The sequence below is a fragment of the Deinococcus fonticola genome (assembly GCF_004634215.1).
Taxonomy (GTDB): Bacteria; Deinococcota; Deinococci; order Deinococcales; family Deinococcaceae; genus Deinococcus; species Deinococcus fonticola.
Genome location: NZ_SMMH01000010.1, coordinates 45201 through 71296 on the forward strand (window position 1 = coordinate 45201; position 26096 = coordinate 71296).

General features: G+C 65.6%; 31 protein-coding genes. 13 read left to right on the plus strand and 18 right to left on the minus strand.

Translation table 11 applies throughout. From position 1 onward, the window contains the following. Positions 1-45: 45 nt before the first annotated feature. From E5Z01_RS07605 to E5Z01_RS07620, 4 genes are all read right to left on the minus strand, one after another. Positions 46-1257 (minus strand): MFS transporter, encoded by a 1212-nt coding sequence (locus E5Z01_RS07605; RefSeq protein WP_135228821.1) that lies wholly within the window; start codon positions 1255-1257, stop codon positions 46-48. Positions 1258-1302: 45 nt separating this feature from the next. Further along, on the minus strand, positions 1303-1977 hold the full coding sequence (nth, locus tag E5Z01_RS07610) for an endonuclease III (protein WP_135228822.1): 675 nt from the start codon (positions 1975-1977) through the stop codon (positions 1303-1305). Between the two features lie 270 nt (positions 1978-2247). Beyond that, positions 2248-2763, minus strand: a complete 516-nt coding sequence (locus tag E5Z01_RS07615; RefSeq protein ID WP_135228823.1) for a P-loop nucleotide/nucleoside kinase family protein — start codon at positions 2761-2763, stop codon at positions 2248-2250. Between the two features lies 1 nt (position 2764). Next, positions 2765-3406, minus strand: a complete 642-nt coding sequence (locus E5Z01_RS07620; protein WP_135228824.1) for a DsbA family oxidoreductase — start codon at positions 3404-3406, stop codon at positions 2765-2767. A gap of 277 nt (positions 3407-3683) precedes the next feature. Between E5Z01_RS07620 and E5Z01_RS07625 the strand changes: the two genes are divergently transcribed. Both E5Z01_RS07625 and aguB read left to right on the plus strand, forming a co-directional pair. After that, the gene (locus E5Z01_RS07625) at positions 3684-4229 is read left to right on the plus strand and encodes a DUF2231 domain-containing protein (protein WP_135228825.1); all 546 of its coding nucleotides are present in this window, start codon (positions 3684-3686) and stop codon (positions 4227-4229) included. A 127-nt stretch (positions 4230-4356) separates the two neighbouring features. Beyond that, complete coding sequence (aguB, locus tag E5Z01_RS07630; protein WP_135228826.1) at positions 4357-5250, plus strand: N-carbamoylputrescine amidase; 894 nt, start codon at positions 4357-4359, stop codon at positions 5248-5250. 99 nt (positions 5251-5349) lie between these two features. Here the strand turns inward: aguB and E5Z01_RS19455 are convergent, their stop codons facing one another. Further along, positions 5350-5520, minus strand: a complete 171-nt coding sequence (locus E5Z01_RS19455) for a hypothetical protein (protein ID WP_167757823.1) — start codon at positions 5518-5520, stop codon at positions 5350-5352. Positions 5521-5611: 91 nt separating this feature from the next. On the opposite strand from E5Z01_RS19455, the gene E5Z01_RS07635 reads away from it, so the two are divergent. Next, the gene (locus E5Z01_RS07635) at positions 5612-6865 is read left to right on the plus strand and encodes a cytochrome P450 (protein WP_135228827.1); all 1254 of its coding nucleotides are present in this window, start codon (positions 5612-5614) and stop codon (positions 6863-6865) included. Positions 6866-6887: 22 nt separating this feature from the next. On the opposite strand, the gene E5Z01_RS07640 is transcribed toward E5Z01_RS07635, so the two are convergent. Further along, entirely contained in the window at positions 6888-8504 is a 1617-nt protein-coding gene (locus tag E5Z01_RS07640; RefSeq protein WP_135228828.1) for a sensor histidine kinase, read from the minus strand. 90 nt (positions 8505-8594) lie between these two features. On the opposite strand from E5Z01_RS07640, the gene E5Z01_RS07645 reads away from it, so the two are divergent. Next, on the plus strand, positions 8595-9845 hold the full coding sequence (locus E5Z01_RS07645) for an MFS transporter (RefSeq protein WP_135228829.1): 1251 nt from the start codon (positions 8595-8597) through the stop codon (positions 9843-9845). A 145-nt stretch (positions 9846-9990) separates the two neighbouring features. Here E5Z01_RS07645 and E5Z01_RS07650 read toward each other — a convergent pair whose 3' ends face one another. Further along, on the minus strand, positions 9991-10446 hold the full coding sequence (locus E5Z01_RS07650; protein WP_135228830.1) for a peroxiredoxin: 456 nt from the start codon (positions 10444-10446) through the stop codon (positions 9991-9993). 183 nt (positions 10447-10629) lie between these two features. On the opposite strand from E5Z01_RS07650, the gene E5Z01_RS07655 reads away from it, so the two are divergent. The 4 genes from E5Z01_RS07655 to E5Z01_RS07670 all read left to right on the plus strand — a co-directional run bounded on the left by E5Z01_RS07655 (position 10630) and on the right by E5Z01_RS07670 (position 13884). Further along, on the plus strand, positions 10630-11094 hold the full coding sequence (locus E5Z01_RS07655) for a LapA family protein (protein WP_119764453.1): 465 nt from the start codon (positions 10630-10632) through the stop codon (positions 11092-11094). A gap of 184 nt (positions 11095-11278) precedes the next feature. After that, positions 11279-12139 carry an acetyl-CoA carboxylase, carboxyltransferase subunit beta gene (gene accD / locus E5Z01_RS07660; protein WP_135228831.1) on the plus strand — a complete coding sequence of 287 codons (861 nt, stop codon included), beginning with the start codon at positions 11279-11281 and terminating at the stop codon, positions 12137-12139. Between the two features lie 127 nt (positions 12140-12266). Next, positions 12267-13217: an acetyl-CoA carboxylase carboxyltransferase subunit alpha gene (locus tag E5Z01_RS07665; protein ID WP_135228832.1), complete on the plus strand. Its 951-nt coding sequence runs from the start codon at positions 12267-12269 to the stop codon at positions 13215-13217. 172 nt (positions 13218-13389) lie between these two features. Beyond that, positions 13390-13884, plus strand: a complete 495-nt coding sequence (locus E5Z01_RS07670; protein ID WP_135228833.1) for a DinB family protein — start codon at positions 13390-13392, stop codon at positions 13882-13884. 25 nt (positions 13885-13909) lie between these two features. Here E5Z01_RS07670 and cutA read toward each other — a convergent pair whose 3' ends face one another. Beyond that, on the minus strand, positions 13910-14224 hold the full coding sequence (gene cutA / locus E5Z01_RS07675; protein ID WP_135228834.1) for a divalent-cation tolerance protein CutA: 315 nt from the start codon (positions 14222-14224) through the stop codon (positions 13910-13912). 60 nt (positions 14225-14284) lie between these two features. Then, a complete protein-coding gene (locus E5Z01_RS19935; protein WP_240738233.1) occupies positions 14285-14863 on the minus strand; it encodes a hypothetical protein in 579 nt (192 codons plus the stop codon). A gap of 35 nt (positions 14864-14898) precedes the next feature. On the opposite strand from E5Z01_RS19935, the gene E5Z01_RS07685 reads away from it, so the two are divergent. The 4 genes from E5Z01_RS07685 (at position 14899) to E5Z01_RS07700 (ending at position 17721) form a co-directional block, all read left to right on the plus strand. Continuing rightward, positions 14899-15354 (plus strand): acyl-CoA thioesterase, encoded by a 456-nt coding sequence (locus E5Z01_RS07685; protein ID WP_119764443.1) that lies wholly within the window; start codon positions 14899-14901, stop codon positions 15352-15354. Then, on the plus strand, positions 15351-15623 hold the full coding sequence (locus tag E5Z01_RS07690; RefSeq protein WP_135228835.1) for a hypothetical protein: 273 nt from the start codon (positions 15351-15353) through the stop codon (positions 15621-15623). Before E5Z01_RS07685 ends, E5Z01_RS07690 begins: the two co-directional genes overlap by 4 nt. A gap of 126 nt (positions 15624-15749) precedes the next feature. Further along, positions 15750-16658, plus strand: coding sequence for an ROK family protein (locus E5Z01_RS07695; protein WP_119764439.1), 909 nt, complete (start codon positions 15750-15752; stop codon positions 16656-16658). A 184-nt stretch (positions 16659-16842) separates the two neighbouring features. Then, positions 16843-17721, plus strand: a complete 879-nt coding sequence (locus E5Z01_RS07700) for a DUF1206 domain-containing protein (protein WP_135228836.1) — start codon at positions 16843-16845, stop codon at positions 17719-17721. Between the two features lie 69 nt (positions 17722-17790). Here the strand turns inward: E5Z01_RS07700 and E5Z01_RS19940 are convergent, their stop codons facing one another. The 3 genes from E5Z01_RS19940 to E5Z01_RS07715 all read right to left on the minus strand — a co-directional run bounded on the left by E5Z01_RS19940 (position 17791) and on the right by E5Z01_RS07715 (position 20812). Further along, a complete protein-coding gene (locus E5Z01_RS19940) occupies positions 17791-18645 on the minus strand; it encodes a TM2 domain-containing protein (protein WP_135228837.1) in 855 nt (284 codons plus the stop codon). Positions 18646-18716: 71 nt separating this feature from the next. Continuing rightward, complete coding sequence (locus tag E5Z01_RS07710) at positions 18717-19523, minus strand: class I SAM-dependent methyltransferase (RefSeq protein WP_240738234.1); 807 nt, start codon at positions 19521-19523, stop codon at positions 18717-18719. Between the two features lie 653 nt (positions 19524-20176). After that, a complete protein-coding gene (locus E5Z01_RS07715; RefSeq protein ID WP_135228838.1) occupies positions 20177-20812 on the minus strand; it encodes a hypothetical protein in 636 nt (211 codons plus the stop codon). A 54-nt stretch (positions 20813-20866) separates the two neighbouring features. On the opposite strand from E5Z01_RS07715, the gene E5Z01_RS07720 reads away from it, so the two are divergent. Beyond that, a complete protein-coding gene (locus E5Z01_RS07720) occupies positions 20867-21526 on the plus strand; it encodes an N-acetylmuramoyl-L-alanine amidase (RefSeq protein WP_135228839.1) in 660 nt (219 codons plus the stop codon). Here E5Z01_RS07720 and E5Z01_RS07725 read toward each other — a convergent pair. The 6 genes from E5Z01_RS07725 to E5Z01_RS07750 are packed head-to-tail and all read right to left on the minus strand — an operon-like array spanning position 21507 to position 25971. Next, entirely contained in the window at positions 21507-22508 is a 1002-nt protein-coding gene (locus tag E5Z01_RS07725; protein ID WP_135228840.1) for an AAA family ATPase, read from the minus strand. The genes E5Z01_RS07720 and E5Z01_RS07725 overlap by 20 nt on opposite strands. Beyond that, positions 22501-23091, minus strand: a complete 591-nt coding sequence (locus tag E5Z01_RS07730; protein ID WP_135228841.1) for a nicotinamide mononucleotide transporter family protein — start codon at positions 23089-23091, stop codon at positions 22501-22503. The genes E5Z01_RS07725 and E5Z01_RS07730 overlap by 8 nt, the downstream gene beginning before the upstream one ends. Continuing rightward, positions 23088-23567 (minus strand): hypothetical protein, encoded by a 480-nt coding sequence (locus E5Z01_RS07735; protein ID WP_135228842.1) that lies wholly within the window; start codon positions 23565-23567, stop codon positions 23088-23090. The genes E5Z01_RS07730 and E5Z01_RS07735 overlap by 4 nt, the downstream gene beginning before the upstream one ends. A 1-nt stretch (position 23568) precedes the next feature. After that, positions 23569-24012 carry a hypothetical protein gene (locus E5Z01_RS07740; protein WP_135228843.1) on the minus strand — a complete coding sequence of 148 codons (444 nt, stop codon included), beginning with the start codon at positions 24010-24012 and terminating at the stop codon, positions 23569-23571. Beyond that, a complete protein-coding gene (locus tag E5Z01_RS07745) occupies positions 24009-25412 on the minus strand; it encodes a nicotinate phosphoribosyltransferase (RefSeq protein ID WP_135228844.1) in 1404 nt (467 codons plus the stop codon). The genes E5Z01_RS07740 and E5Z01_RS07745 overlap by 4 nt, the downstream gene beginning before the upstream one ends. A gap of 13 nt (positions 25413-25425) precedes the next feature. Next, on the minus strand, positions 25426-25971 hold the full coding sequence (locus E5Z01_RS07750) for a cyclin-dependent kinase inhibitor 3 family protein (RefSeq protein ID WP_135228845.1): 546 nt from the start codon (positions 25969-25971) through the stop codon (positions 25426-25428). Between the last annotated feature and the right edge of the window lie 125 nt (positions 25972-26096).

Below are 26096 nucleotides of genomic sequence, written 5' to 3' on the forward strand. Positions count from 1 at the left end.
CATGAAAAGCCAGATGAAAAGCCGGACGAAAAGACAGTGTGCCGGTCAGGCGGTCACTGGCCGGCGCACCGCGCGGCGGTACAACCCCAGGTAAATGGCCACCACACTGCCCAGGTACATCAGCAGCGTCCACCCGAACAGCAGGTTGAAGGCCGCGCCGAACGGCAACCAGCCGCGCACCACGCCCGACAGGATGGAACTGGCCGCCCAGCCCAGGTCCCAGGCGATGGTGTTGACCGCCGAGTACATCTGGCGGTCTTCCTCGGGCAGGCTGGACATGGCGTAGGCGCTGTACACCGGGCCGGCGGCGTTCATCAGCGCCCCGCGCGTGAACATGGCCGCCGTGACCATCCACAGCTGCGGCGCGAAGCCCAGCATGGCCAGGAACGGCAGGCTGCTGGCCTGCACCACCAGCACCGCCTGAATCTGGCCCATTTTTTTGACCAGCAGCGGTTGCAGCAGCGCCGTGGCCGCCGTGGCCAGGCTCGTCCAGGCGAAGAGGCTGCCCAGGCTGGCGTAATCCACGTCAAATTTCCCCTCGATGAACACGTTCAAGAAGGGAATGGTCGCGCCGGCACCCAGGCCCACCAGCACGTTCGGCAAGACCAGCCGCGCCATGGTGCGCTTGTCCTTGACCGCGAAACTGCGCCCCACCGGCCGGGGTTGCCCACTGGGGCGCAGCAGCAGCACCGGCAGCAGGCCCAGCACCTGCAAGCCCGTGGCGACCAGCAGGGCGGTGCGCAGGGCATCGACCCCCTGGGCGGGCACGTGGTTCACGGCGGCGTACCACTCGGGAATGCGCCCCCCGATCATGTTCCCCACGAAGCCCGAACCGGTCATCAGGGCGCTTTGCAGGCTGAACAGGGTCACGCGGTTTTTCTCGCTGCTGTTGTTCGCCATAAAAGGCGTGGACGACACCACCGTCAGGGCCGCCCCCGCCCCCTGAAGCAGGGCGCCCAGCACGATCAGGGACGCGCCCGGCGCCAGCGTAATGATGAGGGTGCCCACCAGCGCGAACACCGCCCCCAGCTTCAGGGTGTTGGCGTTGCTGATGCGCCGGGCCAGCGCCACCGCCGGCAGGCTCAGCAACGCCAGCGTAATGGCCGGCAGGGCGTTCAGAATGCCCTGCCACTGCGTGCCCAGCCCCAGGGCCCCCAGGTAGAAGTTCAGGAAAAGCATCATGAAGGCCTGCGACAGCCCGAACGCGAACGCCGACGCCAGGTACAGCCAGATTTGCCGCGAGAACCGCCAGTTCACCGTTCCCCCCAGCGTAGGGTGCAGAACCAGAGGCCAGCAGAACGTCTAGGCTTCGGCATGCTCCACCCCCACTTTCGGGCAGAAGGTGGCCATCAGGCACGCGGCGCAGTGGGGTTTGCGGGCGTAACACACGCGGCGGCCATGCAGGATCAGGCCGTGGTGCGTGAAGACCCAGCTGGCTTTCGGAAAGAGGCTTTCCAGATCGCTTTCCACCTTGTCGGGATTGGTCTGCACGCTCAGCGCCAGGCGGCGGGCCAGGCGGCCCACGTGCGTGTCCACCGCGATGGCAGGGTAACCGTAGGCGTTGCTCAGCACCACGTTGGCAGTTTTGCGGCCCGCGCCAGGCAGCGCCACCACCGCCGCGAAATCGTTCGGCACTTCACCGCCGTGACGCTCCACGAGTTGCCGCGCCAGGCCCACCAGGTTCTTCGCCTTGGCGCGGTACAGCCCAATACGCCGGATAAACGGTTCGATGTCCTCCGGCTCGGCCTGGCTCAGCGCCAGCGCGTCGGGGTAGGCGTCAAACAGCGCGGGCGTGCAGGCGTTCACGCTGACGTCCGTGGCCTGGGCGCTCAGGACGGTGGCCACCAGCAGCTCGAAGGGCGTGCGGAACTCCAGTTCGCAGGCCGCGTCCGGGTACAGGGTTTCCAGGGACGCCAGCACCTGCGGCGCACGCGTTTTCGCCCCCCTGGGCAGGCGAACAGAGGATGAAGAGGTCACATGGGCCAGCCTACACCTGCCTTCCCCCGGCGGCAGTGACCAGATGGCGTATTGACGAAACGTTCCCCTGCCCGCAGCACCAGGAATGGACGTCCTGTCTTTACAGGCATGAGGCTGTTTGCCTGATGCTCGGCCTGCTGGCTGGCCTGGCTGGGTCTCCCGTTGGGCAAGCTGGCTTTTGGAGGCTGGGCCGTGAGCACATCGCCACGACCTGAATGCCGTGATGACCGCCGTGGTGCTGATTCAGTTGATGCCAGGCAGCGGCGTGCCTCAAGTCTCTGAGAGCATTCGCAGGAGGACGCCGAGGTTCTCTTCCGGTGTTCCCTGCGCGCTGTCCAGCACCAGGCGGGGGCACTTCCAGGCCTCGTACCCTGCCGCACTCTGCTGCACCTGCGCCCAGTCAGGGGGCTGCCACTTCCCTTCCCGCTGGGTGGTGTCGGCGCGGCGAAACTCCACACGGCGGCGGTGCTCGGTCAGGTCGGAGCAGATGACTTCGATATTCACGAGTTCTACACCACCTTCCAGGGCGACGGTCGCCCAGGCCTCGCGCGTGAGGTCGATGGGATTCACGCTGTCCACCACCACGTTCAGGCCCTGATTCAGATTGTCGGCCGCGACCGCGTAAGCCGCCGCATACCCCTCAATGCTGGCCGGGGTTCCGGTGGCGTTCAACAGGGCCGCCTCGATGGAATCGACGCGCAGGTAAACAGCCTTCAGGTGCCGCGCCAATTGGCGAGCCAGCGTCGATTTTCCGGTACCGGGCAGACCACCGAGGACATATAGCACGTTACTTCTTGTGCGGCGGCCGGTTTCTGGCACGTTTAATGGTGCCTATGCCGGCGTCACTGTGCATGACCTGCGTGAAAAGTGTCCAGAACTGCCGGGCCTGATCCGGGTCGCGGGTCAGGTTCTCGAAGCGGTAGTAGGCGGCCTCCCCGCCGGGCAGCACGAAGGTGGGGGTGCCAAACACCCCAATTTCACGGGCGTCGTCGAATTCCCGGCGCAGGGCGGCGCGCAGTCCGGCCTCGTCCTGGCGGTCTTGCTCCCACTGCTTCAGGTCCAGGGCGGCTTCCTGGGCCGCCTGGGCAAAAGCGGGCTGATCCAGTTCCTTTTTCTGCTCGAAGTGGGCGCGGTACAGGGCCAGCGTGAAGGCCCAGGCTTTCTCCTCGCCCTGCCGGTAGGCGGCCTGCGCGGCCAGGAACGCGCCGTAACTGGGCCGCTGGTGCTTCAGGTATCCCTCGCCGCCCGCGGCGTCGGTGGGCTGGTCGGTCAGTTTCCAGGTCAAGTTCCCGGCGTTGTCCGGGTGGTTGCCTTCCACCAGCGAGAAGAAGCGCAGGCGGAACGGCTCGCCCTGTTCGCGCAGGGCGGCGGCCAGTTCCACCCCGCGCCAGGCGTAAGGGCACAGGAAATCGAAGAAAAGGTCTGTCATGCCCCAGTGTAAGGAGATCCGAGCGCCGGAAAGCAAGAGTGAAATGTGGTTTTCTTCCATTTTTTAAACGCTTTGGCCCGGCTATGCGGTGACGGATCAGGTTCAGGCGCTCCCTCGAAAAGGAAAGGCAAGGTATGGCAAAGACTGCCATTTTCGCGCGCCCAGCCGCACTAGAGCATGGATACCGCGCGGCAGGCTGCTTTTTTGAAGCGCATTCTGAACAGGCTTTAACCCCACCCGGCACTGCCTGCCAGGACGGCTGCGCTACACCGGAAGCATGAGCACCCTTCCCCAGCAGTTCGAGAACGCCGTCGCCAGCAACGAGGCCGCCGAGCAACTGGCCCGTGAGCTGCAACCCCTGGTGAGGCAGGCCGAGGCACTGCTGCCTCAGGCCGTGCAGGACGCTTTGCGCGGTGAATGGCTGGGGCACCCGCTCCACCCGGCGCTGGTTCACCTGCCGCTGGGCGGGTGGATCGCCGCCGCTGCCCTGGACGCCTGGCCCGGCGGGGACGAGGACACCGAAAAGGCCGCCGACCTGGCGTTGCTGCTGGCGACCCTGGGGGCCCTGCCGACGCTGGCTGCAGGCTGGACGGAATGGGCAGAGTTGCAGCGGCAGCCGCGCCGCACCGGCGTGGTTCACGGGTTGATGGAGGAAACGGCGTTCTTTCTGAACGTCACGTCTCTGCTGGCCCGCAGAAAGGGCAACCGCCGCCTCGGCAAGCTGCTGTCCGGCGCAGGTCTGGGGCTCGCGCTGGCGGGCGGGCTGCTGGGCGGTCAACTGGTGTACGGGCACGGCGTGGGCGTCAAGGAGACCAGGCGTTAGATGGTTTCGGCGCACATCTGAGAAGGGCGACCAGAAGAATGAAGATCCCGGACGTGCTCATTCAAGCGGGCATCGATCATCGCTCGGTTAAGCCGCTGCACGGCCCCTCATCCGTTACCCTGCTGATATGAACCGTTCCCCTGACCTGGTGAAGCTGGCCGTGGTGCAGATGCACATGACGGACAACCTGGACGACAATGTTTCCCGCGCTATGGCGCACGTGCGCGACGCCGCACGGCAGGGGGCGCAGGTCATTTTGCTGCCAGAGCTGTTCGAGAACCTGTACTTCTGTCAGGTGGAGCGCGAGGAGTACTTCGACCTGGCGCACGAGGTCGAGGGGCACCCGTTTATCGGGAAGTTTCAGGAGCTGGCGAGGGAACTGGGCGTGGTGCTGCCCCTGTCGTACTTCGAGAAGGCCGGGCAGGCGCACTACAACAGCCTGGTGTGCATCGACGCCGACGGCACGCTGCTGGGCAATTACCGCAAGACCCACATCCCCGACGGCCCCGGTTACGAGGAAAAGTATTACTTCAATCCGGGCGACACGGGCTTCAAGGTGTGGGACACGCGCTTTGGCCGCATCGGCGTGGGCATCTGCTGGGATCAGTGGTATCCCGAGACGGCGCGGGCCATGATGCTGCTGGGCGCGGATTTCCTGCTGTACCCCACCGCCATTGGATCGGAACCCGCCGAGGTGGAGACGCCCAACACGCACCACATGTGGCAGCGGGCCATGGTGGGCCACGCGGTCAGCAACAGCACGTATGTGGGCGCGGCCAACCGCATTGGCACGGAGGTCGTGAACGGTCAGGAGCAGACCTACTACGGTCACGCCTTCATCAGTGACTTTACCGGCGAGCTGGTCGCGGAATTCGGCGCTGTGGAAGAAGGCCCGCTGCTGCACGACCTGAACCTGGCCGAGGCCCGCAAGTTTCGCGCTGGGATGGGCTTTTTCCGGGATCGCCGCCCGGAACTGTACGGCCCGCTGCTGACCACCGACGGCGTGACCCGGCGCGGGTAAAACCTCAGCAAGAAGGGAGGCGGCGTGTGGCAACGCCGACTCTCCTCTTTTTCTATTTCTATGTCCTGCCTTCAGAACTTCCGGTTTTACGGGCAGAGGTCAGGGGCAGTGGCCGGGGCCGGTGAGGCCGTTGTTGTAGTCGTCCAGGGCGCTCATCCAGGCGTTGACCTGGGCGCGGTCGGCCTTGCTGAGGGTGGCCCAGCTTGCGCTGTCATGGAGGGCCAGGAAGGGGTCGGCGGCAATGACGCTGCTCACGGCAACCGCGTTCATGACCGCAGGGTACAGCGGCCCACGTTGCCCCCTGCACGACTAGTCGACCGGGCGGCTTGAAGGTCGAGTTGTGCCTCTGTCACCCTGGAGCATGACCCTGCCTGTCCATGCAGCCAGCAGCCCGGACGTCCTGAGTGCCGTGAACGCGCTGTGGGAACCCTCGGCCATCCCCGATCCTTACGGGCGCTACGAGGCCGTGCGCGGCCTGAGCCGGGACGGGCTGCTGTTCCTGCCGGAGTGGAACGCCTGGTTTGCCACCGGGTACGCGGCCAACAGCGCGGTGTTGCGCTCGCCGGCAGCCCTGAGCGGCCAGTGGCTGGCGGGGGTGCCGCAGGGCGCCGTGTCGGACGGCATGCAGCTCCTGCGTCACATGATGCTGTGGCACAACGGCCTGCCGCACGCGCGCCTGCGTGGGCTGGTGCAAAAGGCCTTTACGCCCAGGGTCGTGGAGGAGCAGCGCGACCTGGTGCGCTCGCTGCTGGCCGATCTGCTGCGGGACGCCCAGAAGCGTGACAGTGCGGGAGAGACAGAAGAAGTGGAGATCGTGGCCGCCCTGGCGCACCCCCTGCCGGCCCGCGTGATCATGAAGATGCTGGGCTTACAGGGCGGGGACGAGGAGAAATTCCTGCGCTGGTCCGGCAGTGTCGCGGAGCTGCTGGGCGGCGCGGATCAGTCGCCTGCCCTGCTGGCGCGCATCGACGCCGACGCCCGCGAGATGCGGTCTTTTTTCCGTGACCTGGCCGATGAACTGCGCCTCCACCCGCAACCCGGCCTGCTCTCGGCCCTGGCCGCCGCCCAGGACGGGGGGCAGCAGCTCAGCGGCGACGAGCTGCTCTCGAACGCCGTGCTGCTGCTGACGGCCGGGCACGAAACCACCAGCAACCTGATTCCCGGCGGGCTGCTGGAGCTCTCGCGCCAGCCCGGCGCCTGGGCGGCGCTGGTGCATGACCCGCGTCACCCGGGCGTGGCCGACGAACTGCTGCGCGTGGTCGCCCCGGTGCAGTTCGACGGGCGGCAGCTGGGGGCCGACCTTCAGGTGGGAGACCAGACCCTGAAAGCCGGACAGGGCGTGCAGCTGATCCTGGCCGCCGCCAACCGCGACCCGCAGGTCTTTGCGGATCCGGCCTGCCTCGACTGGGACAGACCGGGCAGCAGCCGCCACCTGGCTTTTGCCGCTGGGCCACACTACTGCCTGGGGGCCAGCCTGGCGCGCCTGGAAATTACGGAAGTATTCGCGGCGCTGGCCGGGCGTTTCCCGAATCTGAAGGTCACGCAGCCGCACCCGCCGTACAAACCCAACCCGGTGCTGCGCGGCCCGCAGGAACTGCACGTCCGGCTGGGCTGAACCGGTCGTCTTACTCCCGGGGTCAGGTGTCCTCGGCCTGGGGCGTCAAGGTGGGCTGATCCGGCAACGTGAACGAGAACGTCGCGCCCGCGCCCGGAGCGCTGTTGACCCAGATGCGCCCCCCGTGCTGCTCCACGGCGCTGCGCGTCACCGACAGGCCAATCCCGCTGCCGCCGTACTGGCTGGCGTGGTGCAGCCGCCGGAACGCCTCGAAAATCCGCTCGTGGTACTTTTCCTCGATGCCAATGCCGTTGTCCTGCACGTGAAACACCCAGGCGTCGTCGCCCCGCTCGGCCCGCACGCCGACCAGCGGGGCACGCGCCTCGTCCCTGAATTTCAGGGCGTTGCCCAGCAGGTTCAGGAACACGTGGTGCAGCAGCTCGCGGTTGGCGGTCACGGTCGGGAGCGGCCTCACGTGCAGTTCGCCCTGCACCTCGGCCAGGCGCGTTTGCAGTTCCTGACGCACTTCACCGAGCAATGTGTTCAGGTCGACCGCCGTGGCCGTGCGCGTGGAGCGCTGCACCCGCGAGAACACCAGCAGGTCCTGAATCAGGTTCTTCAGGCGGTGCGTGGCCGACATGATGAATTCGACATACGTGTCGGCCCGCTCGTCGAGTTGCCCGCTGTAACGCCGGGCCAGCAGCTCGGTATAGCTGCCGATGGTGCGCAGCGGCTCCTGAAGGTCGTGGCTGGCCACGTAGGCGAACCGCTCCAGTTCACCGTTGCTGCGCTGCAGGTTCTGGTTGACCTGCTGCAGGTTCAGGTTCACCTGTTCCAGCGCCGCGCGCTGCGCCTGAAGCTGCTGCTCGCGCTCGGCCACCGCCGCCGCCATCTGGTGCACCTGACCGCCCAGTTCGTCCAGCTCACGAACGCGCAGCGGCTCGATGCGGCGCCCGTACTCGCCCGAGGCGATGCGGCGGGTGTTCTCGGTCAGGGCGCCCACGTACCGCGCGAGCAGCCGCAGCACCTGCCGCCCGGCCCACGCCAGCAGCAGCAGCCCGCACAGCACGCCCAGCGGCAGCAGCCGCAGGCGGTTCAGGGCGGCGCGGCTGTCCGCCACGGCGCCCGTCAGGCGGGTGTTCTCGAAGCTGATCATGTCCGCGAGCACCTGCTTGGCCCGCACGGTGTGGGCCAGCCCCTGCCCCCCGCTGACGAGCTGCACGGCCCGCTCTAGCGACTCGCGCCGCGCCGCCATTTCCGGTTCGGCGGCCTCCCGTTGCCACAATTCCACCTCGTTCAGCAGCCGCGTCAGGTGGCGGCGTTGCCGCTCGCTGATGATGCGCGGGCGGTACTCGGCGACGTGACCCTGAAAATCCAGACGGCCCTGCGTGTACGGTTTCAGGAAGGCCGCCTGGCCGGTGATCACGAAGCCGCGCTCGCCGTTCTCCATGTTCGAGAGGTCGGTGACCATGTGCCGCAGCAGCGTCAGGCGGGCCTGCGAGTCGGTAACGAGCCTGTTGCCGCTGGCGATGGTCTGCAAACTGCTGATCAGGACGCCCAGCGCCAGCAACAGCAGCACCAGCGGCAAAATCAGGGGTTCGAGCAGCACCCTGGTCAGCGAACGGCTGCGCGGGGGACGGAAAGGACGCTGGGCAGGAAGGGCGGAAAAATCGGCGTGGTGGCCGGGGCCTGGAGACATCGCACTGCCAACTATACGGCGCCGCGTCGGCGGGGATGGACAGCGCCTGGAATGACGCTGCCTTCACCGGTGGGGGCTACACTGGCGGCCGTGCTGTGGACGGATGCCCGCGTGATGCTGCGCCTGCTGGCGCTGCTGCTGACCAGCGAACTGGTCAGGACGGGCTTTTTCGTGGCGGTGCTGCCACTGGTCGGCCCCCGGCTGGGCCTGAACGCCGGGGTCATTGGCCTGATGGTCGGGGTGCACTACCTGATGGACGCCCTGGCCAAGGGGCCGCTGGGCCTGGTCGCCGAACGCTGGGGCGTGGGCCGCCTGCTGCTGCTGGGAACCCTGCTGGGTGGGGCGACGCTGGGGGCGGTGAACCTCTGGCCCTCCGCGCTGCTGGCCACGCTGCTTAGTGGACTGTGGGGGCTGCTGTACGCGGCGCTGTGGCCTGGCGTGATGAACGCCTCGCACGCCCTGGCTCGCCCGGAGCGGCTGGCCCGTGCCCTGGCGCTCAGCAACCTGAGTGTCGCCCCGGCCATTCTGGCGGGCGTGCTGCTGGTCGGCCCGCTCACGCAGAAAGACCCGGCCCTGGCGTGGACGGTGCTGTTCGCCGCGCAGGCGCTGGCCCTGGGGCTGGCCCTGAGCCTGGTGAAGCTGCGCGTGCAGGCCGTGGGCCCCGGCGCGAACCTGTTCGGCAGCTGGCAACGCGTGGGGGTGCTGCTGCCGGCAGCGTTCACGCAGACCCTGGCGCCCGGCCTGCTGGTCACGCTGTTTTACCCGCTGCTGGACAAGCTGAACCTGAAGCTCAGCAGCCTGATCGCCCCCGGCTTGCTGGCCGCCGGCGCTTTTGCCCTGAGCCTGGGCGTGCTGGGACGCCTGGCCGACCGCGTTCACCCACGCCGCGCCCTGACGCCCGGCCTGCTCCTGCTGGCGCTGACCTTCGGGCTGGTCGCCTTCACCGACACGCCGCCCGTGACGGATCAGCTGTGGCTGCTCGCGCCGCTGCTCGGCAGCGGATACGGCGCCTTCATCGCCGGCTGGAACGGGCTGGTGGGGCGCACCCTGCCGGAAGCCCACCGCGCCGCCGGGTGGGGCACGGTCATGACCGTCGAGTCGCTGGGGTATGCCATCGGGCCACTGCTGGGCGGCCTCACCTGGCACCTCGCCGGGCAGCGCGGCGTGTTTCTGCTGGGGGCCGCCGCTTTCCTGCTCACGGAGCTGTACTACCTGTGGCCCGCCAGGCAGCTCAGCGGCACCCCGAGCCCGGAGCACGAACACCTGCAAAGCGCTGGTCTTGCTCAGCCACCCCCGGTTCCTTCCGCGACCAGGGCAGAGGGAAAAAGCCGGTCATCCTGAGGGCAGACCGCCTGGCCAGGGCAATAAGTGTCCGGCCCCTGCTGGCAGTGAGACCGTCAGACGGCTTCAGAATCTATTTCATGACTCCGGGCAGAGTGCCTGAATTCACTCCAGGCCGTTCAACGTCGTCCTGGCTCCAGCGTCCTTACAGCGCCTTGACTTTTTCCAGCACGTCGTCGGGGCGCACAGTGTATTCGCCGGGCGTGGTTTCCACGTGCTGATAGCGCACCTGGCCTTCCCGGTCGATCAGGAACACCGCGCGTCCGCTGATGCCGCGTTCATCCAGCGCCACGCCGTACCTGCGCGCCACGTCCAGGTTCAGGTCGGCCAGCAGCGGCAACTCGATGCCGTACTCGGCGGCCCAGGCCTTGTGGGTGTAGGCGCTGTCACGGTTGATGCCCAGCACCACCGTGTCCGCGTCGGTGAAGTCGTCCTGGCGGCCACTGTACTCGGGAAGCTGCATGCTGCACACCGGGCTGAAGTCCAGCGGGTAAAACACCAGCACCACGTTCTTGTGGCCCCGGTAACTGCTGAGGGTAATGTCCTGTCCGGTGCTGGCAGGAAGGGTGAAATCGGGCGCGGGCTGACCGGTCAGCGTCATACCGCCCAGTGTAGTGCTCCCAGGGAGCCGCGAGTTGCCCTGACTGCCAAGAAGTTCGGCGAGACTCAGGGGAGCGAGGGGGCGGCGGGCACGCGGCTGGACACACCCGCCAGCTTGCGGGGCACCCGTTTTTCTAAAGTCCGAGCCAAGTGCAGGGCGCGGCGTGGGTGTTAAGCTCAGCGTATGCGCATGGTCGTCATGATCATCTTTCTGGTGCTGTTTGGCCTGCTGGCCATTCTGAACCGGCACTTCCTGACCTACCCGCACACCCTGAACCTGGGCTTCGTGGAGTACAAGAACCTGCCGGTGGGGCTGATGCTGCTGGCCGCCATGCTGATTCCCATGCTGGTGTTCTACTTCTGGGCCAGCGTCACGAAACTGCGGGCCGAGGCCGACACCGCCAGGCTGCTGCGCGATATGGAGTCGCTGCGCACCAGCCTGGACAGCCAGGAAGGCAGCCGCTTCCAGCAGCTTCAGGCCCACCTCGATCGCCAGTTCACCGAAATGCAGAGCCGTGAAGCGGGCCGCGCCCTGCCCAGCAGCGCCAGCGAGGTGGCCTCCCTGGCCGCGAAACTGGACGCCATGAAACGCGACCTCGACCTGCAATTCGACCAGATAGACGACTACCTGAAACGCAAACTGGGGTAATTCGCGCCACGTGCCGTTCGTGCGGTAGCCCCATCGCAGCGCCACTTTGCCGGCACTCTTCTGGCCTTCGAGCGCTTCGCTCTTGAAGGTCAACTCGACTCGTTGAACTGCGTCCCATGTCTTGCACCGTGTCCAATGGTTTCGGCGGTGCGCGACTAGAATGCAGCTTAAGGAGATGAGTTCAATGGCCCTAGATCGTTTCTTTCGGCGGCGTCGCCCGCAGCAGCAGCAGACGCAGGTGGACACCCCGGACTTGTGGACGCAGTGCCCCGCCTGCAAAGAAGGCCTGTACAACCGCGAACTGGAGGCGAACGCCTTCGTGTGCCCGAAATGCGGGCATCACCTGCGCCTGAACGCCCAGCAGCGCATGGATGTGCTGGTCGACCCCGGCACCTTCCAGCAGCGCTCGGGGCGCATTCGCCCGACCGACCCGCTGGAATTCAACGATACCGAAGCGTATACCGAGCGCCTGAGCCGTGCCCAGCAGAAAACAGGCCGCCCGGACGCCATTCTGACCGGAACGGCGGAAATCGGCGGCATTCCCGTGACGCTGGCGGTCATGGATTTCGCGTTTTCCGGCGGCAGCATGGGCAGTGTGGTGGGCGAGGAAATCTCGCGGGCGGCCGAGCACGCTGCGCAGGCCGGAACGCCGCTGATCATCGTGTCGGCCAGCGGCGGGGCCAGAATGCAGGAAAGTGCGCTGTCCCTGATGCAGATGGCCAAAACCACGGTGGCGCTGGAACACCTGGCGCAAAAGGGCCTGCCGTACATCAGCATCCTGACCGACCCCACGACGGGCGGCGTGACCGCCAGTTTCGCCACCATCGCCGACGTGATCATCGCCGAACCCGGCGCCCTGATCGGCTTCGCCGGGCCGAGGGTCATTCAGCAGACCATTCGCCAGAACCTCCCGGAAGGCTTCCAGCGCGCCGAGTTCCTGCTGGAGCACGGCATGGTGGACGACGTGCTCGACCGCCGCGAGCACCGCAGCTACCTGGCGAGCCTGCTGGGCCTCCTGACGCGCCGCGAGGCGGCCAGCGCATGAGTGGGCCGTTCATTTCGCGGCTGATGCGGAAGCCCACCAAACCAGCCACTCCATTCCCGGGCCGCTCTTTTCTCCTTCTCACTTCGTTCGGATTGAACCGCCACTTCACAGTTCAACCGGAGGCTTTATGAGCACCTTCAGCGAAGCCCTGCGGGAACTGGAAGCCCGCCTGAAAGACCTGGAAGCCACCGCCCGCAAGACCGGGCAGAACCTGGACGCCATCATTCACCCGCTGCGGGCTGAAGTGGAACGCCAGAAAGAGCAGGAGAACCAGCCGCGCCTGCCGCGGTGGGAGCGGGTGCAGTTGGCCCGTACCAGTGGCCGGCCCACCGCGCTGGATTACGTGGATAGGCTCTGCACCGAGTTCCACGAGTTGCACGGCGACCGCAAGTTCGGGGACGACCCGGCGCTGATCGGCGGCCCGGCCCGCTGGCAGGGGCGGCCCGTCATGCTGCTGCTTCAGCAGAAGGGACGCGACACCAAAAGCCGCCTGAAACGCCGTTTCGGCAGTGCCAACCCCGAAGGTTACCGCAAGGCCATTCGCCTGATGGATCTGGCCGACCGCTTCGGCCTGCCGGTCGTGACCCTGATCGACACGCAGGGCGCGTACCCTGGCCTGGAAGCCGAGGAACGCGGGCAGGGCTGGGCCATCGCCGAGAGCATTCAGCGCATGGTGCGCCTGAAAGTGCCGGCCGTGTGCGTCGTGATCGGTGAGGGCGGGTCGGGCGGCGCGCTGGCCATTGGCGTGGGCAACCGCGTGCTGATTCAGGAAAACGCCTGGTACTCCGTCATTTCCCCCGAGGGGGCCGCCAGCATCATCTGGAAGGACGCCAGCAAAGCCCCGCTGGCCGCCGAGGCCCTGAAACTCACCGCGCCGGATCTGCTCGACATGAAGGTCGTCGAGGAGATGATTCCCGAACCCCCAGGCGGCGCCCACAGAAATATGGACGAGGCCGCCGAACTCCTTGGCCCGGTGGTCAGCCGGCACCTGGACGAACTGAGCCGCCTTGGCCCGGACGAACTGAAAGAGCAGCGAGCAAAACGCTTCAGGGCCCTGGGCGCCTTCACGGAGCAGTAACTGAAGAGCAGTCACTGGGCAGACATTCAAATTCTGCCCAGTTTCTTTATCTGCGGCCCATCCCCAGCGCGTGTGGGCTGAAGCCTACGATGGTGCGGTCTTGTTCCAGCAGGCGGGCGGCAATACGCCATTTGAATCACGCGCCCTGAGCGAAGTGCGCTTAAGCTGGGGCATGAGTGAACCTCGACAAGGTGAGCAGCATTACCTGGATGGCCTGCTGGACATTCTGCGGGAAGCCCTGGAAGGTGGAAGACCGGGTGAGGGAACCTCCTTCGTGGAGAACACGCGTAGCGGCGCGGCGCACGGGCTTTTGCCCACGCTGAGCCGCCTGAGTGCCGCGCAGGCCAGCCGGGATGTTCAGGGCACCAGCATCGCCGGACAGGCGCGGCACGCGGCCTTTCACCTGGAAGTGGCGGTGCGCTGGGATCGGGACGGTGAGCAGGGGCCGTTCGACTGGCCGGGCAGTTTCCTGCCGGAGCAGGTGAACGAGCAGGAGTGGCTTGCTGTTCAGGCCCGCCTGCAACACGCTTATCAGGAGTTCACTGCGTTTGTCGGCACGCAGAAAGACAAGCCTGCCGATAGCGATATTGCCGGCGGCGTGGCGGGCGCACTGGCCCACGCGGCCTACCACCTGGGCGCGGTACGGCAGATGGCGAAAGCGGTGTAGGTTGGCCCGTTCGCGCTGATGAGCCTCAGTGCTTTTGCACGGCGTCGCGCAGCCAGTCCTGGAATTCCGGCGAGGCACGGTCGAATTGCATGGCGATGATTTCCGGCACTTCGTAGGGGTGCAGGGCTTTGATGCGGGCTTCCAGCGCGGGGTACTCTTCGCCGGTGGTTTTAATGAGCAGCAGCGTTTCGGGGTCTTCGGCCACGTCACCCTGCCAGCGGTACACGCTTTGCAGGCCGGGCAACAGGTTCACACTTCCGGCCAGGCGTTCACTGACCAGCGTGCGGGCCAGTTCATGGGCGCGTTCGGGCGGGACGGTGACCATCACAACCAGTGACATACCCGTTCAGGATACCCCGTCAGCGGGGGTGAAGGGGGCTGCCCCAGAAGAAGCCGCAATTCAGGGAAGGCGGATGACCTGGCAGTTCTCGCTGGGCGTGGTGGGGGCGTTCGGCGCGACGATCACCTGTTCTTTCTGGCCCACGAACCCCTGGCAGCGGGCGAGTTGCTCCAGGTAGGCAGGATCGCTGGCGGCCTTCTCGGCGTCGTGCAGCATGTTCACGTCGCGCTGCAGCGCCTGAACGCGGGCGCTGGTCTGGCGGGTGTCCTGCAGCCAGGTGAAGCTGCGGTACACGGTGTGCCCCAGGTGAAAGGTCAGTTGCACGATACCCAGCCCCAGCAACACGCTGGCGATCATCAGGGTCACGGGCAGGCGGCTGAGGGTGCGCCAGCGGCCCGCCCAGGTGCCCCGCACGCCGGGCCAGTCGGTCAGGGCGTGGCCGGTGTCGGGGGTGGGCCTGGCCGCTTCCCCGCTGACCGGGTCATCTGCGCGCGCTGTTTCTTCTGCAACTCCGGTCGCCTCTGCAAGTCCAGTCCTTTCCTGGCTGCCCTGCACCGTACCGCCCTGCGCCGTGCCTCCCTGCACCGTGCCTGACGGGGTTTCTTCCAGGGGGTCAGGGGGAAAAGAAGGGCGGCGCATCAGGGATCAAGGATACGGCACCTACACTGATAGGGATGAGTGAAGCTCCCACCCCCAAACGCCTGCAACACGAGTTCGCCCCGCTCGACTGGTCCAGAGCGCACCGAACCCCCATTCAGATGCGCTACAGCGACACCGACGCGCTGGGGCACGTGAACAACGCCGCTTACGTGCAGTACCTGGAAACGTCGCGGGTGGTGATGCTGGCCGAGCTGCAGGGCGGGTACACCGAGCTGCGTTCGGTGGTGGCGCGGCTGGAGCTGGATTACGTGCGTGAACTGCGGCTGGGGCAGGAGGTGGTGGTGGAGACGCTTATCGGTCACCTGGGCACCAGGTCGATGAGTTTCCTGTCGCGTATCGTGGCGGACGGAGTGCCGTGCGCCTTCGCGCGGGTGATCGGGGTGGGCGTGGACGAGCACAACGCGCCGGTGCCGCTGCCCGCTTCCCTGCGCACCCTGATGGCGCCGTTCCTGGCCGGGGAAAGCGCATGAAGGACGCCAGTTTTGACGACCGGGTGATGTATCAGGGAGACATCTGGGTGCGGATCGACACGCTGCCGCGCCTGCTGGCCGAAGGCTGGCGGCGCACCCTGCGCGAAGGCGGCGTGGTCAGCGTGGTTCGCACGCCGTTTCAATGGGTCATGGCCAGCCCCGTCATCGAGATCGAGACGGGCGGCTACCTGGGCGACGTGGGCCTGTACGTTCCCGAAGTGCAGCTGGAGGAAGCCGTCGCCATTCTGGACGGCCCGGACGGGGAGTAGGGTGGTTCTAAAGTAGCCTGGCCTGAACGCCACAGCAGCGAGCAAACCTCCGTCCATTCTTCTGTACCACGCGCTTTTCCCCACCACCCGCATTTCACAACCCCTACACTGCAGGGCGAGGTTTTCATGACGACAACATCCATGACGGAACCGGTCAGTATCGGCGTTGACGTGGGCGGCACGAAGATTGCGTGCGGGGTGCTGCGCGGGGATCAACTGATTGAAAGGCACCTTCAACCCACGCCCGAGACCGGCTGGGAAGCGGTACTGGACGTCATTGCGGCGCAGGTGCAGGGCTTACAGGAGCGGCACCCGCACGCCCGGCTGGTGGGTGTGGGCGTGCCGGGGCCGCTGAACGCCGACCGGACGCGGGTGAAGTTCGCGCCGAACATCTACGGCTTTACGGATGTGCCGCTGGTCGATGGCCTGCGCGAGCGCCTGGGGCAGCGCATCATCCTGGAGAACGACGCGAAGGCCGCCGCGCTGGCCGAGGCTCACCTGGGCGCGGCGCGCGGCACCGAGAGCAGCATTTACGTGACCGTCAGCACCGGCATCGGCGCGGGCCTGGTTCTGAACGGCCGGATCTGGCGCGGGCGGCACGGCATTGCCGGGGAACTGGGGCACGTGACGGTCATGCCCGGCGGCCCGGTCAGCGGCGCGGGCCTGGACGGTGCCCTCGAAGCCGTGGCGAGCGGCACCGCCATCGCGCGGGACGCCAGTTACGCCCTGAACCGCGACGTGTCGACCGCCGAGGCCTTTGAACTGGCCGAGCAGGGCCACCCGGCCGCGCGGCGCATCGTGGAGCAGGCCCTGAAGCACATCGGCGTCGCCCTGGCGGACTTGCAGAAGGTCATCGACCCCGAAGTGTTCGTGATTGGCGGCGGCGTGGCCAGCGTCGGGGACTTCTTCTTCCGGGGAATCCAGAAAGCCGCCAACGAGTACTCGCAGGGGTTCGCGCCTGTCTCCATTCGCCGCGCCCAGCTCGGCACAGACGCGGGCGTGATCGGCGCGGCGCTGGCCGCCCGGCACGGGTGAGCGATCAGGAGAGCAAGAGGAATGGGCTTTCGGTGAATTCCCAGCAAGTTGAGGGGATCTGTTGAAAGTGGCCATGTTTTTGCCGTTGGTCTTTTTTGCTTAAGGTCAAGCCAATGTCCGTTTAAGGCCGATCAAGGTGAAGGGCATCACCTGACCCAGGAACAGGCATCACACTGCGGGGCAAATGGCAGACCTGAATGGAGTCAAGAACCTGGGCCAGCAGGCCGAGGCCAAGCTGGAAGGGGCGGCGCGGGCCGCCACCCACCGGGCCGCGCCGCAACTGGAGGCGCTGGCACGCTTCGGGTACGCCAGCAAGGGCGTGGTGTACGGCACTATTGGCCTGCTGGCACTGAGCCTGGTTCTGGGGCGCCAGGGCGCGGCCACCGACGCGCAGGGGGCGCTGCTGCGCCTGCAAGACCTGCCGGGCGGGGGCTGGCTGATGTGGCTGCTGGTGCTGGGCCTGATCGGCTACGCGCTGTGGCAACTGATCCGGGCCACGCTCGACCCGGAGCGGCAGGGCACCGGCGGAAAAGGCCTGGTCAAACGCCTGGGTTACCTCGTGAGCGGCCTGGGCAACATGGGCGTGGCGCTGTTCGCGGCGCGGCTGGCGCGGGAAGGCACGGCGGCCCGCGACGCCAACAACGAGCAGGACACCGTGCGCCAGATTCTGGAATGGCCGGGCGGGCAACTGCTGCTGGGTATCGCGGGCCTGGCCCTGCTGGCGGTGGGCGCCAACTCGATTTACAGCGCTTACGGCGCGAAATTCATGAAGCGCATCGCCTTGACCGACCTTGGGGCGCAGTTCAGCGACACCCTCAAGAAAATCGGGCAGGTAGGCCTCAGCGCGCGCGGCCTGGTTCTGGGGATCATCGGCGTGTCGCTGCTGGTCGCCGCTTTCCGTGACCGGAGTGCCAGCGTGCTGGGCAGCGGCGAGGTTCTCACGTGGCTGGGCTACCAGCCCGCCGGGAAAATCTTGCTGGGTCTGGTGGCGCTGGGCACCCTGTGTTACGGCGTGTGGTGCTTCGTACAGGCCCGTTACCGCCGCATTCGTATCGAAGGGTAAACCTGGGAAGCTGAAAAAGGCCGCCCGTGCGCAGGCGGCCCTTTTACATTACTTTTCTCAAGTGGCCCTTTACAGCCAGGGTTTCTTGCCGATCAGGTACTCGCGCTCGAAATCCGTGTCGGACTTCGTGAGGTAAAGGATGCCCTCGATCAGCCCCAAGAGCCCCAGGGCGCTGCTGATCATGGCCGCCAGAGGCAGGGTCAGGCCCAGCCCCACGATGAACATCAGGAAGCCCAGCACGAACGCCACGATCCACGACCCCACGTTGACCCCCAGCATGATGATGCCGGGATTGTTCATGCCCAGGTAGAACTTGTGAACGCCGAAGCTGCCCAGGAAAATCGCCAGCAGGCCCGCGATCAGTTTCTTCTGGGACACGTCTCCACTGCGGTAAGCCTGCTGGGGCGGCGAGTAAGGCACGGGTTGCTGGGCCGGGTCACCCCAGGCGTCCACCGGCCGTGCCTGCGTCTGTACCTGTGTGTGCGTGGGTGGCGGCGCGGCGGTCTGCACCTGGGCCGCTTCCTGGTGGGGGGCTGGCCTGTGCGGCTGGGCCGGCGAGGCGCGGTGGCTGTTCATTTCATTCACGATGGGCCGCATGAAATCCGACAGCACCTCGGAGGTGCTTTGGGTGGGCCGAGGGGCCACGTCCGGCCCGCTGGGCATGGAAGGGGTTTTCGCCGTATTGCCGGTGGCCCGCGCCACCCAGTCGTCACCGGAGGTGGGCACAGTGTATGCGGGCGGGGGTGGAGGCGCAGCTGGACGCGGGTTCGTTTCCGGCAGTTTCAGATCCTGCGGGCCGCTCAGGGGCGCGTGGCCGGGCGCCTGTGTCGGTGCCGGGGCGGCGCGTGATGTATTCAAGACCTCATCCACCCACGAGGGTTCATTTCCCGGCGGTGTCGGGTCGGGTTTCTTGGGATCAGTCATGACTTACATTACGCGCCCAACCCTGAGAAAGTTGCGTCCGCCAAAATTCAGCCCCGCGCACGGAGCCGCCCTTAGCCCGGCTTCACGCCCGACGCCACGATGACCGGCAGGGGAACCTGCATGGGCCAGGGCAGCGTACGTAGGCGCTCCAGGTGCCGGGCCTCCACCTCGGCGCGCCGCCGCAGCGTCAAGTCCCGCAGCGGCAGGCCCTCCAGCCCGGCGGCGATGTCGGCCCAGCGTTCCTGCACACTGCCCAGCACGTAAGGCACCTCGGTGAGGTCGACCTGCACCTGCCCGAATCCCGCCTGTTCCAGCAGTTCCCGCGCCGCGACCAGCGTGGGAATGCGGCCCAGCGGCGGCGATCCCGGTTTCACGCCCTCTGTCGAGAGTTCCTCGCGCCACAGGCCCGGCAAGGCGCCCATAAGGCCCCGGCCGAACGACGAGAACACCGCCCGTCCGCCCGGTTTCAGCACGCGCCGCCACTCCTGGAGGGCCGCGCCCATGTCCGGCATGAAGAACAGCCCCGCCGCGCACACCACCACGTCGAAGTGGCCGTCCTCGAAAGGCAGGGCCGTGCCGTCGGCCACCTGAAAATCGGCTCCGGCCAGGCCATGCGCCTTGTGGCGGGCCAGGGCAATCATCTCCGGCGCAATGTCCACGCCTGTTACCCGCGCGCCCGTTCGCGCCAGCGCCAGCGCCACCACGCCAGTGCCCGTGCCCACGTCCAGCACCCGCTCGCCGGGCTGCACCACCACCTGACGGGTAAAAAAACGCGCCGCGAGGCTCAGGAATCCCAACTGGTCGTACGTGCCGGCCACCCTGCCAAAGACCGCCGCGTTCTCCAGCGAGAAATTGCGCACCGGAGGGTCAGAAGCCATACGCCAGCGTACCCCAAGCCCACGGGCAGGATTCTTTACACTGGCCCACGACGCATGCCCAGGCCGCACCGGAACAAACTCCCCAGAGGGTGCAACTTCTTGTTTCTCCTGTTCATCACGGCCGTTCTGGCGTTCTGGCGTTCTGGTGCTTCCTGGCATCAGGTCAAGCTGGGCGGGCCTGACGCAGCCCAGAATGGTGGTTACCGTAACCCGCAACGAGTTCGTGAATGTCAGCGTGAAACGGGATCAGGAGTAAGAGGCAGGAGCCTCCTTTCGCCTGCGCCGAGGTGAAGAACAAGTTATACACACTGGGTTCAATTCCAGAGGATCGCGGGAAAACGCCGCCATCCTCTTCCATTTCCCGTAGCGCGTCTTTTCTGCTGCTCACTCCGTTCGGGAAATACCGCTCTAAACAGCGCGATTTCCGCAGTTGATCTCATTCGGCAGAAAGTCGACTCCGGGCGCTGCACCGAGCGCACCCAGGCCAGAGAATTTGTGCCCGGACAGCAAATCAGGGTTGACCGGGACGACTGGGACAGTGATCGCCCGAGTTCTGCGGCGTTTGCGGGTATGGAGATGTTGCTTTGGCGGCTGCCCCTGCTGCTGGTTTATTCTCTTGCCGCAGAGGTGAGGCGGCACTGAACCTGCCCCCTTCAGAACAACTCCAGACCGTCGCTGTTGCCTGCCAGCCACGGCGCGTTCAGGCGGGCCAGGGTCACCAACTGCCGCGCCAGCGGGGAAAGGCGCCACGCCTCTCCCCCGTTCGCCCCCATCAGCAGCCCCTGTTGCCCTAACCCCAGCAGGGTCGCGCCCGCCTCGTCGCGTGACCACCCCGGCAAGCGTGCCCCGGCGGGCAGGATGTCGGCGTAAGGGTCAAGTGGATCGAGGGCGCCCACCACCGCCAGCAGCACCCCGAACTCGCGTTCGGAGAGCCCTTCCAGCACACGCATGGTCTGGAATTTATCGACCTGGGGCGCAGGAAAAGTGAGCAGGCACCCCGTCAGCGAACGCGCGATCAGGCGCAGTTTGCCGTCCGACTCGGCCACTTCTGCCGCCCGCACCGCCTGCACCACGTTGGCCCGGAAGGCGTCGGAGCGCAGGTAAGCGTGATCGACCTGCGCCGCGCCCTCCTGCGCCAGCAAGGCCAGTTCGTGCTGGAAGTGTCCGGCCAGCCGCTGGGCTTGCTGCGCGTTCGCGTAAGCGAACCAGCCCGACAGGGACGCGGCGGGCAGCCCCAGCGGTTCCAGTGACCGCAACGCGGGAAACAGGGGCTCCAGGGCATTAACCACACCACAGATCGTCGGTGAAAAGCGCCTCACGGTCAACAGGTAACATCCAGGGACATGAGCCGCCCTGCCTTCCCCGTCACGCTTCTCGCCTTGCTGGGCTTGGCCCAGGCCACACCCGCCCCTACCATCGACACCAGCCAGATGCTGCGCATGACGCCCCAGCGCACCCAACTGACGCTGGAGTACATCCGGCAGCATTACGACGCCAAAGCCAGCAGCATTCAAATTACGCCGCTGATGATCGTCATTCACTGGACGGCCACGGGCAGCCTGAAATCGACGCTGAACACCTTCAAACCCGAGGTGCTGAGCGGCAGAACGGACATTCAGAAAGGCGGAAAACTGAACACGGGGGCGCACTATGTCGTCGACCGGGACGGCACCATCTACCAGCTGATGAACGAAACGGACATGGCGCGGCATGTCATCGGCCTGAACCGCTTCGCCATCGGCATCGAGAACGTCGGGAACAACGACCTGACGCCCGCCCAGTTGAAAGCGAACACGCAACTGGTGAACCACCTGCACGAGAAATACGGCGTGCAGTACCTGATCGGCCACCACGAGTACGGCCAGTTTCGTGGAACGCCCCTGTGGGAAGAAAAAGACCCCACTTACTTCACCGTGAAAAGCGACCCCGGCGCGGCCTTCATGGCGCAACTGCGGGCGGCCCTGAAAAGCGGGGGCGTGACGTTCAGGGCACTGCCGAAGTAAGGCTCCGGGCCACCTGCTGCAGGCGTTCCGGCACACGGCCCCGCACCCACTGGAAGGGCACGCCCCGCGTTTCCAGGTCTTGCAGAATGAACCCCTGCTGCACCGTGCGAACCTCGGTATTGGCACGCCAGCCGTCCTGCTCGTGTGGCAAGTCCGTGTTGCACAGGAACGTGTGCGCGTAGCGGGTCTTGCAGGCGTCCGCCAGGGCGTGCAATTCGTGCAGGGCGGTACCAGTCAGCAGGTAAGACCACATCAGGGTGGTCGCGGCGTTCGTGTCACTGAAGACCCAGCGGTTCACGCCAGCGGAACGGGCGGCCTCGTCCTCCAGCGCCCGGTGACCCAGCGCGATCTCCAGAAAATGCTCCGGGGTTAACGCGCCGTTCTCACGCTCGTACACGTCCCGCCCGTACTCCCGCACCCAGGTCGTCCTGAACGCCTCCCCGAGCGCCTGTGTCAGCGTACTTTTCCCGGTGCTTTCCGCCCCCAGAACGACTATTCGCTGCACGAAATGCGCGTACACGGCGGGGTCAAGGAACTCACGGTACTGGTGAATGTCAGACCGAAGTTGCGTGCCACTGATCGGCACCCCCTCACGCGCCACGTCCACCATCACGTGCGCCGCGCCCAGTTCTGCCGCCAGCGCCTCTCCGTACGCTTCAGAAGTCAGCACCACATCCGGCCACACGCCCCAGCCCCCCAGTACCGAGCGCACATACGCCCGGTGAACCGCGTCCGGCTCTGTGTTCAAGGGCGGGTTGGGAGCGTCCGGCAACAACGCCAACTGCGGAAACAATCGAACCGGGTAGATTTCCCGCACCCAGTTTCGCCGCAAGGGCGATGGCATGGTCGGAAAATCCGGGCGGCTGTACACCCACACACTCACCTGTTCGCAGCGTGCCAGCGCACGGTCGATCAGAAGCTGATGACCCTGATGAAAGGGCGCGAACTTCCCGATGATCAGGCCGTGGCGGAATTCAGGCATACGCCACAGCCCGCGCCTCGTCGCGCCGCCACTCGCGCCAGCCATACACGCTCATGCCTGCCAGGATGAACTGCAAGGCAAACAGCACCCAGTACCCCGTGTGCCAGAAATAAACGGCCTGAACAGCATTCACGACGATCCACACCGGCCATGACCACGACCACTTGCGCGTCGTGCCGAAATTGGCGATCAGCGCCAGCGTGACCGCCGCGAACTGCACCCAGTTCCAAGCCTGCGAGAAATCCGTGACCGCCACCGTGTAAGCGAAAATGGCCAGGCTGGCCACCCAGGTCACGCCGTACCAGGCAGGCTCGTTGAACCTGATTTCGCCCTTTGCCCGCCGCTTCTCCAGGTGCCACAGGTACAGGCCGTGAATACCGAACAGCAGGTAAGTGACCTGCAAGCCCGCCAGCATCCACTGCTTTCCAGACAGAAACAGCAGACAGTAAGGCAGCAGCGACAGGTTCGACCAGTGCCAGTACGTGCTTGACTTCGACCACAGGTAATACAGGCTGACCAGCACGCAGATGCCGCCTGCAAGGTCAAGAGCTAAAGGCGGAATGTTCAGGCCAAACAGGTTCATGGGATGCCCTCCGGTAAGTGCGTGATCGGGTCAATCCGCCCGGTGAATCCCTCGCCCGCGTAATGAGCCATCACGCGAATCTGGCCCACTATCGCGTCGCTGAAAGCCTCCAAGTCCTCCGCCGGAACCCACAATTCCTGATGCCTTTCCCGGGCGCCCACCACCTGAATCTCGTACTTTGTCGCCATATCCGAGCGAACCTCGAACGCGGTCACGAAACCGACGGGCGGGTCGTTACGTTTCGCTTTCCAGTCCCGGGCGATTTTCTCGGCGTACTCGAAGTTCAGCACGGGGTAAAAGAGCGGCTGATCCGGCAAACGCGGCGGCCACAAGCGCCAGCCGGAACCCGCCACCAATTTCAATTCCTGCAAGCCAGTAGGGCGGTACAGCGTGACGGTCTCCTCCACCGCAGGCCAGGGCAGGGTGCGCGCGGCATGGTCTGGAAAAAGAGTTTGGAGCCAGTCGGAACGGGTCATTTCAACTCCAGTGCAGGCTGCTCAGTTTGTCGCCTGTAGCCAGCCAGTACAGTGCAGCGGCTGTCGCCTGAGCTTTTGTCACGGTGCGGTGAAGATCCTCCTGAAAACTGTTGCCTTTAAAACCGTTTTCTGGTGGATTCACGAACGTTTCCGGGAGCTGGGTAATGTCATAAGACACGTGCGGATCGGTAGCGTAATGCTCGCAGTGTTCATCCAGACGCACAAGAGCTCTTTCAGCATTCAGCCAAAGCATCAATGCACCAAGAGATAACGGCCCTCTCTCCCAGGAAGCCTCAATGTAAACAGCGTGTTCCAGTCTCAGGGTCAGAAACGCTTTGGCTTCTTCCGCCCTACAGAGGCCAGTTTGCTCAATACCTGAAGGTCTGTGGACAAAAACGCCGTATTCTTTCGCGTTCGGTTCTTGCTTGAGCTTCCACCCATTCACGCCCGTCCCCTCACCTCTTCCAGCGAATCCCTGACCACCAGTTCGCCGTCTTTGAACACGGTTCGCATCAGTGAGCCGGGGAAGTCGGTGTCGAAGGTGTAATAGGCGCGGGTGGTCATGCGGCCGTCTTCCATCACCAGATCCAACACGCCGTCTTTGCTGCGTTTGCCGGGATCGGTCACGGGGTCTTTGTAGATGCCCCGGTACGCGCCGTCGATGAGACCCGCACTGGCCTTGTAGGCGAAGCGTTGGGTATCGCGGTCTACTTTTTGCAGCAGGGCGCCGCCCATGCCGAACGCGACATTCTCGGCGGAGAAGCCGTCGATCAGGAGGTTTTGCAGAATCTGGCGGATGGTGTCCTCGTTGATGCCGTCGCCCTGGATGACGCGGACGTGGTTGAGAACCTGATAGCCCTTGCTGTTCACGGTGGTGCCGTACTTGGCGGCCAGGGCCTTCACGGCCAGGCGCACCATGGCGGGGGGATCGCCACTGTCGGGGCGGACGACCAGGGTGGCGCCGCTCTCGATGACTTCCTTTTTCAGGGTTTCGCCCCAGTGAACGTTGATGGCGTGTTTCAGGTCGTAACTGTCGCTCACCACGGCGTAGATGCCGCCCTTCTTGCCGAACATCCGGACCATGTTGCGGTACGCTTCGACTTCGTTTTCCTTGCCCCAGCTGGTGATGGTGCTGTGTTCGGCGGCGGGGATGGAGTAACCGGCGATGTCGGCGCCGTAGTGGTTGCGGGCGACGCGCAGGGCTTCGAGGGTGTCGCTGCCCTGGAAGTTCACGAGGTGCGCCAGGCCGCCCAGGCCGGCACTTTCGCGGCTGCTGACGCCGCGGCTGCCGAAGTCGTGGAGCTTGAACGGCAGTTCCTCGGCGGCGCGGTCGCTGGTCTTCTCCAGGGCTTCTTTGATGATCTCGCGGATGGCGTGGCTCTGGGTGCAGACGGTGGTGGGGTACCACACGCGCATCAGCATGGTCTCAAACCAGCCGACCAGCCAGGGCAACTCGGGGTCGGTGTTCGTGCAGCTCATCAGGATGTTGTGGATGGGGACGCTTACGCCTTCGGGGACGGCGCGGATTTCCAGGGGGAGTTTCCCGCCGTGCACGTTCACCACGCGCATCCAGCCCTCATAGGGAAAGGGTTCGCCGTGCGCTTCGATCAGGTCGCGGGCTTCCTCGACCATCTCGGCGGTGACGCGCCGCGTCAGATACCGGTCGAGGATGTACTGCAACCCGAAAAAGCGCGTGGTGGGGTACTTGCCGCCGCGGGATTCCAGGTAGCTGAAGAGGCGCGTGGTGCCCTGGGGGTACTGGAGGTAATGGCTGCTCTTGTAACTGTCGGTGTCGAGGATCAGGTTGTCGTCGCTGAGTTTGACCGGGGTGGCAGGTACGGGCATGGTTCATTCTCCTTTAGCAGGTATGGGTGCGGGCGTAGGTTTCGACGTAGCGGGGCTGATCGGCCTCCACAGCCCTGGGGCTGCGGCAGTGGCGCACGAGGGCTATGGCGTCGTGGGCGTTCAGGCCGCTTTGCACCAGGAGGCATGCGGCGAGCATTCCGCTGCGGCCCAGGCCGCCGAGGCAGTGAATGACGATGGTTTCCCCGTGGCGCAGGCGATCCCTCAGGTCTTGCACCAGCGCGTGAAAGGCCGCGTCGTCGGTGGGGGTCTTCACGTCGGGGATGGGGTGATGACGGACATTCAGGCCAAGGCGGGCAGCCTCGGCGTGGTAGTCGTCCATGTGCCAGCGCTGCATTTCGTCCTGTTCCATCAGGTTGACCAGCAGGGTGACGCCTTTCTCCTTCAGGTGCCCGAGGTCGGTCGTGAGATCGCGGTCATGGCGCAGCTCGTGGCCCTGGCCTTTCTTGCCGGGGGCGATGGTCAGGCCAAGCCGGCCGGGCCAGCGTGGGGGCCCATCTTCTATCCAGGCGATGCGGAGGGGATTCTGGGTACTATTCATCTCAACTCCTTTCTCATAATTTACATTCTTCTTTATTAGTAAAATGAGTCAATAATCCAGTTGGGCAGTCTGATGCAGGAACCAATGCCTGACTCCCCACGTAGTGCCTTACAGTGACCCTACTG